Origin of the sequence: Ramlibacter sp. (genome assembly GCF_013697775.1) — a bacterium.
In the GTDB taxonomy this organism is placed as follows: domain Bacteria; phylum Pseudomonadota; class Gammaproteobacteria; order Burkholderiales; family Burkholderiaceae_C; genus Ramlibacter.
In genome coordinates this window covers 1-6,778 of sequence record NZ_JACCWG010000131.1, presented here as the reverse complement: position 1 = coordinate 6,778, position 6,778 = coordinate 1, and the positions used below count along the sequence as shown (strand labels likewise).

The following is a 6,778-nucleotide window of genomic DNA, read 5'->3' as shown; positions in this document are numbered from 1 at the left end:
AGCTGCAGCAGGCGCTGCAGGCCACGCGCGAGCGCACCGCGCCGCGCCAGCAGCCGCGCGCGGACGCGACGGCCGCCTAACGTCGAAACCTTAGACGACCACCGGCTCCGGCTCCAGCCGGATGCCGAAGCGCTCGTACACACTGGTCTGGATGGCGCGCGCCAGGGTCACCACCTCGCCGCCGGTGGCGCCGCCGCGGTTCACCAGCACCAGCGCCTGCTTTTCGTACACGCCGGCCTGGCCGACCGACTTGCCCTTCCAGCCGCAGGCGTCGATCAGCCAGCCGGCCGCCAGTTTCACCGTGCCGTCGGGCATGCGGTAGTGCACGATGGCCGGGTCGCGCGCGATGATGTCCTGGCACTGCTCGGGCGTGACGGTGGGGTTCTTGAAGAAGCTGCCGGCGTTGCCGATCTGGCGCGGGTCGGGCAGCTTGGCGCCGCGGATGGCGCACACCCAGTCGAAGATCTGGCGCGCCGTCGGCTCCTTGATGCCGGTCTCGGCCATCTTGCGCTGCAGGTCCAGGTAGCCCAGCACCGGCTTCCAGGGCTTGGGCAGCCGAAAGCGCACCCGCAGGATCAGCGCGCGGCCGGCCAGGCCGAAGTCGCTGTCGCGGGCCGGGGAATGCTTGAACACCGAATCGCGGTAGCCGAAGGCGCACTGGGTGGCGTCCAGGGCGAACACGCGGCCGGTGAGCAGGTCGATGGCGTCCAGCGAGTCGAACCGGTCCTGCAGCTCGATGCCGTAGGCGCCGATGTTCTGCACCGGCGAGGCGCCCACCGTGCCCGGGATCAGCGCCAGGTTCTCCATGCCGCCCAGGCCCTGCTCCATGGTCCAGGCGACGAGTTCGTGCCAGTTCTCGCCGGCGCCGGCTTCCACCAGGGTGCTGCGCGGCCCGTCGTCCACCACCCGCTTGCCCATCACCTCCACCTTGAGCACGGTGGCCTTGACGTCGCCGGTCAGAACGATGTTGCTGCCCCCGCCCAGAACGAACTTGGGCGAAGGCCCCAGTTCCGGGTGGGCCAGGACGGCCTGCACGTCGGCTTCGCCGTGCACGCGCACCAGCGTCCGGGCGCGGGCGACGATGCCGAAGGTGTTATGCGGCTGCAGGGGTGCGTTGGGCTCCACGATCATGGGAGAATTGTCGCCCAGGACGAGGAGCCCAGGAGTCAGCCAAATGCCGTCATTCGATACCGTCTGCGAACCCAACATGGTGGAGGTCAAGAACGCCGTGGAGAACACTGCCAAGGAAATCGGCACTCGCTTCGATTTCAAAGGCACCTCCGCCGGCATCGAGATCAAGGAAAAGGAGATCAGCCTGCTCGGCGACGCCGAATTCCAGCTGGAACAGGTGCTCGACATCCTGGTGGCCAAGATGGCCAAGCGCAACGTGGACGTGCGCTTCCTCGACAAGGGCGACGTCCAGAAGATGGGCGGCGACAAGGTCAAGCAGGTGGTCAAGGTGCGCGATGGCATCGCCACCGAGGACGCCAAGAAGATCCAGAAGCTCATCAAGGAAAGCAAGATCAAGGTGCAGGCCGCGATCCAGGGCGACGCGGTGCGGGTCAGCGGCACCAAGCGCGACGACCTGCAGGCCGCCATGGCGCTGATCCGCAAGGAAATGGTCGAGCTGCCCCTGGGCTTCAACAATTTCCGCGACTAGGCCCGGCGTGGACGCCCGCCGCGCCGCCGCCGCGCTGCTGTTCGCCATCGGCTGCGGCACGGCGGCCGCGCAGCCTTCGCAATCCGTTGCGCTGCAGGGCATGCTGGGCAGCAGGGCCTTGCTCATCGTCAACGGCGGCACGCCCAAGAGCGTAGCGCCGGGCGAGGCCTACCAGGGCGTGAAGGTGCTCTCCACGCTGGGCGACCAGGCGGTGGTGGAAATCGACGGCAAGCGCCACACCCTGCGGGTGGGCGACGCGCCGGCCAGCGTGGGCGCCGTCGGCACCGCGCCCGGCCGCGGCAGCCGCATCGTGCTGACCGTGGGCACCGGCGGGCACTTCATGGCGCAGGGCGCCATCAACGGCCAGGCCGTGAACTTCATGGTGGACACCGGCGCCACGTCGGTGGCCATGAGCGCGGCCGACGCGCAGCGCGTGGGCCTGAACTACCATGCCGGCCGGCCCGTCTACGTGAGCACCGCCAACGGCACCGCGCCGGCGTGGATGGTGAAGCTCAATTCGGTGAAGGTGGGCGACGTGGAGATCTACGACGTGGACGCCGTGGTGTCCCCGCAGTCAATGCCGTTCGTTCTGCTGGGGAACAGCTTTTTGAACCGCTTCCAGATGAAACGGGACAACGACCAGATGGTGCTGGAAAAGCGGTATTGAAGGGCGGTGGCGCCGCGCGTAGCGGCGCGTGCCCTCAGTAGCGGGTCGTCAATTCGGTGAGCCAGGCGGGCGACTTGTCGACCAGCCACGCCTCCACCCGCTTGTCGGCCCCCAGCAGGATCAGGGCGGCCACTGCCAGGAGCGCGACACCCAGGAGCGTCTTGCCCGCCTGGCCGGCTTTGAGCAGCGTCCCGCGCGACCTGGCGAATCCGGCGCGCGATGCGTAGGCCAGCACCAGGATCGGAAGCGCCGCCCCGATCCCGAACACGGCCATCACGGAGGCGACCTGCGGCAGGCTCGTCCCCTGGCTGGCCAGAGCGACGGCGGCGCCCAGGGTCGGCCCCACGCAGGGGCTCCACACCACGCCAAGCACCAAGCCGATCACGAACTGGCCGCGCACGCCGTCCAGGCGCATGCGCGCCAGCAAGCCGTTGCCGGCCTCGGCGATGCCGGAGGTGGCGGACGCGAACCGGCGCTGGGCAGCTGCGGACAGCAGAACAATCCCCAAAGCGGCGAGCACGAGAGCGCCCACGATGCGAAACGCCTCGGTGTTCACGCCCAGCGCGGACCCGGCCCACGCCAGAAGGCTCCCAACGACGGCATACGAGAGGGCGAGGCCTCCGGCCAGGGCCAGCGGCGCCCGCGGGTGCGCGCTCGCGGCCGACCCCAGCAGGATCGGCACGATCGGCAGCACGCAAGGCGACAGCGTGGAGAGCGCACCCGCCGCGAGCCCCAGGCCGTAGGAGCCGAGGCCGAAGTCCACCGCTTACTCGGCGGCTTTTTTGACCAGCGATTCGAGCCCGGCCTTGGTCGTGTCGCCCACCGAGCGCCCCACCTCCTTGCCGCCCTTGAAGGCCACCATCGTGCTTTGCATGCCGGCCTTGAACCGCTGCACCGCGGGCTTGTCCTTGTCGAAGTCGACGGTGAGCTCCGTCACGTCCTTGTAGCCGGGCGCGCCCATGAGTTCCTTGACGATGGGCTTTTGCGCTTTGCAGGTGGGGCACCAGTCGGCATGGACGGCCACCAGCACGGGCTTGCCCTCCTTGGCCAATTGGTCGAAGCGGGCGGCGGTGTAAGCCTCCTGCGGGCCGGCCCAGGCAATGGACGAGGCGGCGAGGGCGAGCAGGGCGGCGGCTTTGGCGAGTTGCATGGCGGTTCTCCTTGGCGTGTTTGGCGAGGCTGGAAATGGATTCGTCGCGCGCCGCGAACCGTTCTTACAGCTGCACGTCCTCGAGGCCGCTGGGCCTACGCCCCAACGCCTCGGCTAGCCGGCTGTCGATTTCGCCTTCTTCGCCCCCAGCCGCGACTCCGTCCCCCGCACCAGCCGCTCGATGTTCTGCCGGTGCCGCCAGGCCAGCAGCAGCGCCATCATGAACAGTGCCATGGCGATCGGTGCCTCGGCATACCAGGCGAGGCGGTCGCCGAACAGGTAGTACACCGGCGCGAAGATGGCGCTCACCAGCGACGCCAGCGAGGAATAGCGGAAGAAGAAGGCGATGACCAGCCAGGTGAGCGCGGTGGCGATGCCCAGTACCCAGTCGATGCCGAACACCGCGCCGATGAAGGTGGCCACGCCCTTGCCGCCCTGGAAGCGGAAGAACACCGGGTACAGGTGCCCGAGGAACGCCGCCAGCGCCACCAGGCCGATGGTGTTCTCCTCCAGGCCGTACGGCCGCCCGAAGGCCTTCACCAGCAGCACCGGTACCATGCCCTTGCACGCGTCCAGCAGCAGCGTGACGACGGCCGCCGCCTTGCTGCCCGAGCGCAGCACGTTGGTGGCGCCCGGGTTCTTGCTGCCGAAGGTGCGCGGATCGTTCAGGCCCATGACGCGGCTGACGATGACGGCAAAGGCCAGCGATCCCACCAGGTAGGCGGAGAACGCGGCGAGCAGGGAGTAGACGGTTTGCACGCGGCTATTCTGCCAGTGCGCATTGCACCGGCCTGGCAGCAAGCAGTTGCACGCACACCTGCGGATCGATCCCCACCAGGTAGCCGCGCCGCCCGCCGTTGATGGCGATGCGCGGCAGCGCCAGGATGGTGTCCTCGATGTACACCGGCATCGCGCGCCGCGTGCCGAAGGGCGAGGTGCCGCCCACCAGGTAGCCGCTGTGGCGGTTGGCGATCTCCGGCTTGCACGGCTCCACCGACTTGGCGCCGATCTGCCGCGCCAGGTTCTTGGTGGACACCTTGCGGTTGCCGTGCATCAGCACGAGCAGCGGCTGCGCCTTCTCGTCCTGCATCACCAGCGTCTTCACCACCGTGAACGGATCGAACCCCAGCACCTCGGCGCTGTGCTGCGCGCCACCGTGCTCCAGATACTCGTAAGGGTGCTCGGTGAACGCCACGCCGTGCTTTTTCAGCAGCGCCGTGGCCGGCGTTTCGCTGACGTGGTCCTTCTTCGCCATGGCGCTTTGTCAGGCTGCAGGGTCGCGGTGGTTCCAGCGAGTGGCGTCGATGGCGGCCAGCAGCTCCGGCGCCGGCTGCGTGCCCCAGGCGTCGATGTTCTCGTCCAGCTGCGCCTCGGAAGTCACGCCGATGATGGTGCTGGCCACGCGCCAGTTGGTGTAGCAGAACGCCAGCGCCAGCTGCGTGGGCGTCATGCCGTGGTCGCGCGCCAGCTGGTTGTAGCGGCGCGCCACCTCCAGCGCGTCGGCGCGGCCCCAGCGGCCCTGGCGCACCGATTCGAATTTGCCGATGCGCGCGTCGCGCGGCGTGGCCGGGCCGTCGGTGCCGCTCGCGTCGTACTTGCCCGTGAGCAGGCCGAAACCGAGCGGCGAATACGCCAGCAGCGACACGCCCAGGCGGAACATGCTTTCGTCCAGCCCGTTGTCCACGGCGCGGTTGATCAGGCAGTACGGGTTCTGCACCGTGGCGATGCGCGGCAGGCCGTGCTGCTCGGCCAGGCGGACGAATTCGTGCACGCCCCACGGCGTTTCGTTGGACACGCCGATGTGGCGCACCTTGCCCTCCTTCACCAGCCGGCCCAGCGCTTCCAGCTGTTCGCCGATGGTGGTTTGCGTGCGCTCCTTTGCGGGGTCGAAGTAGATCGCGCCGAAGGCCGGCACGTTGCGCTCGGGCCAGTGGATCTGGTAGAGGTCGATGACGTCGGTGCGCAGGCGCTTGAGCGAGTTGTCGCAGGAGGCCGCGATGTCCGCCGCGGTCATGCCCGCGCCCTCGCGCACCCAGGGCATGCCGCGCGAGGGGCCGGCAACCTTGGTCGCCAGCACGATCTTCTGCCGCAGGCCGGGCCGCGCGGCCAGCCAGTTGCCGATGATGGTTTCGGTGGCGCCGTAGGTGTCCTGGCGCGCCGGCACCGCGTACATCTCGGCGGTGTCGATGAAGTTGATGCCGCGCTCGATGGCGCGGTCCATGACGCGGTGGGAGGCCGCTTCGGCCACCTGTTCGCCGAAAGTCATGGTGCCCAGGCAGATGGGCGTGACGTGGAGATCGCTCTGGCCGAGTTGGATGTTTCGCATTGGGCTGACAGGCTTGCAGGACTGCTGAAGGCAGCATCTTAGCCATGGCCACCGCATCGAGGCGCTGCGCAGCTGGGGCAAGCATTTCCTGATCGAGATGGACGTGGATTTCTCGCTGCGCGTGCACTTCACGCTGTTCGGCAGCTACCGCATCGACGAGTGCAAGTCGTGGGCCGTGCCGCGCCTCGCGCTCGGCTTCGACGACAGTCGCGAGCTGAATTTCTACGCCTGCTCGGTGCGCTTCATCGAGGTGCCGCTGGACATGCTGTACGACTGGCCGGCCGACGTGATGTCGGCCGAATGGGACCCGGCGCTCGCGCGCAAACGGCTGCGTGCGCAGCCGGGCACGCTGGCGTGCGACGCCCTGCTCGACCAGGACTTGTTCGCCGGCGTGGGCAACATCATCAAGAACGAGGTGCTGTTCCGCATCCGCGTGCATCGCTGAAAAAGCACTGGCTCGCGCACACCAAGCGGACCTGCCCGCGCTGCAGCATTCCCTTCAGCAAGGGCCACCTCGGGACCACGCAGCGGCGCAGTTTCTACTGCGAGAGCTGCCAGGTGCGCTACGGCTGAAACCGTCGCTCAATCGGCCGTCCGTGTGAACGGGCTGCCGCTGGCTTGCGCGGGTGCGCTGTCCTCGGCATGGCTCTGCGCACGCACCGGCGTCGGCGCGCGCCGCACCGTGCGTTCGGCGCGCGTCGGTACGACCGGGCCGGCCCCGACCTGCGCGGTCTGCAGGTCCGCGCGGCGCTGCGCATACCACTGGCGCAGGCAATCGCGGCTGGTGCAATTGGCCTCGCGCGCGCTCCAGATCGCGTCGCTGCGGCGCTGGAAGGCGCGGGGATCGGGAGCAGCGGCCTTGGCGCGCGCATGCAGGCGGCCCAGTTCGCGGTCGGCGCGCGCCAGTTCGGGATCGCTGCAGATGGTGCGCTCGGCCGCCGAACGCGCCCTGGCGCAGTCGAAGCTGGCCTCGGC

General features: G+C 68.9%; 9 protein-coding genes and 1 pseudogene. 3 read left to right on the top strand and 7 right to left on the bottom strand.

Annotated features, from left to right (window positions below; translation table 11 throughout):
* Positions 1-90: 90 nt before the first annotated feature.
* Positions 91-1,131, bottom strand: a complete 1,041-nt coding sequence (murB, locus tag H0U68_RS06730) for a UDP-N-acetylmuramate dehydrogenase (protein ID WP_296353901.1) — start codon at positions 1,129-1,131, stop codon at positions 91-93.
* A 43-nt stretch (positions 1,132-1,174) separates the two neighbouring features.
* On the opposite strand from murB, the gene H0U68_RS06725 reads away from it, so the two are divergent.
* Positions 1,175-1,660, top strand: a complete 486-nt coding sequence (locus H0U68_RS06725; RefSeq protein ID WP_296353899.1) for a YajQ family cyclic di-GMP-binding protein — start codon at positions 1,175-1,177, stop codon at positions 1,658-1,660.
* A 7-nt stretch (positions 1,661-1,667) separates the two neighbouring features.
* Complete coding sequence (locus H0U68_RS06720) at positions 1,668-2,327, top strand: TIGR02281 family clan AA aspartic protease (RefSeq protein ID WP_296353897.1); 660 nt, start codon at positions 1,668-1,670, stop codon at positions 2,325-2,327.
* Between the two features lie 34 nt (positions 2,328-2,361).
* Here H0U68_RS06720 and H0U68_RS06715 read toward each other — a convergent pair whose 3' ends face one another.
* From H0U68_RS06715 to H0U68_RS06695, 5 genes are all read right to left on the bottom strand, one after another.
* On the bottom strand, positions 2,362-3,090 hold the full coding sequence (locus tag H0U68_RS06715; protein ID WP_296353895.1) for a cytochrome c biogenesis CcdA family protein: 729 nt from the start codon (positions 3,088-3,090) through the stop codon (positions 2,362-2,364).
* Positions 3,091-3,093: 3 nt separating this feature from the next.
* Positions 3,094-3,477, bottom strand: coding sequence for a thioredoxin family protein (locus H0U68_RS06710; RefSeq protein ID WP_296353893.1), 384 nt, complete (start codon positions 3,475-3,477; stop codon positions 3,094-3,096).
* 114 nt (positions 3,478-3,591) lie between these two features.
* Entirely contained in the window at positions 3,592-4,236 is a 645-nt protein-coding gene (gene plsY / locus H0U68_RS06705; RefSeq protein WP_296353891.1) for a glycerol-3-phosphate 1-O-acyltransferase PlsY, read from the bottom strand.
* A gap of 4 nt (positions 4,237-4,240) precedes the next feature.
* A complete protein-coding gene (locus H0U68_RS06700; RefSeq protein ID WP_296353889.1) occupies positions 4,241-4,732 on the bottom strand; it encodes an aminoacyl-tRNA deacylase in 492 nt (163 codons plus the stop codon).
* Positions 4,733-4,741: 9 nt separating this feature from the next.
* Positions 4,742-5,803, bottom strand: coding sequence for an aldo/keto reductase (locus H0U68_RS06695; RefSeq protein ID WP_296353887.1), 1,062 nt, complete (start codon positions 5,801-5,803; stop codon positions 4,742-4,744).
* A gap of 97 nt (positions 5,804-5,900) precedes the next feature.
* Between H0U68_RS06695 and H0U68_RS06690 the strand changes: the two genes are divergently transcribed.
* The gene (locus tag H0U68_RS06690; protein WP_296353885.1) at positions 5,901-6,248 is read left to right on the top strand and encodes a hypothetical protein; all 348 of its coding nucleotides are present in this window, start codon (positions 5,901-5,903) and stop codon (positions 6,246-6,248) included.
* A 137-nt stretch (positions 6,249-6,385) separates the two neighbouring features.
* On the opposite strand, the pseudogene H0U68_RS06685 reads toward H0U68_RS06690, so the two are convergent.
* A pseudogene (locus H0U68_RS06685) lies at positions 6,386-6,778 on the bottom strand (hypothetical protein); the annotation flags it as partial.

Bases quoted from the DNA above. Each gene is read 5' to 3' on its own strand.
- murB (WP_296353901.1), bottom strand. From the start codon at position 1,131: ATGATCGTGGAGCCCAACGCACCCCTGCAGCCGCATAACACCTTCGGC.
- H0U68_RS06725 (WP_296353899.1), top strand. From the start codon at position 1,175: ATGCCGTCATTCGATACCGTCTGCGAACCCAACATGGTGGAGGTCAAG.
- H0U68_RS06710 (WP_296353893.1), bottom strand. From the start codon at position 3,477: ATGCAACTCGCCAAAGCCGCCGCCCTGCTCGCCCTCGCCGCCTCGTCC.
- H0U68_RS06700 (WP_296353889.1), bottom strand. From the start codon at position 4,732: ATGGCGAAGAAGGACCACGTCAGCGAAACGCCGGCCACGGCGCTGCTG.
- H0U68_RS06695 (WP_296353887.1), bottom strand. From the start codon at position 5,803: ATGCGAAACATCCAACTCGGCCAGAGCGATCTCCACGTCACGCCCATC.
- H0U68_RS06690 (WP_296353885.1), top strand. From the start codon at position 5,901: ATGGACGTGGATTTCTCGCTGCGCGTGCACTTCACGCTGTTCGGCAGC.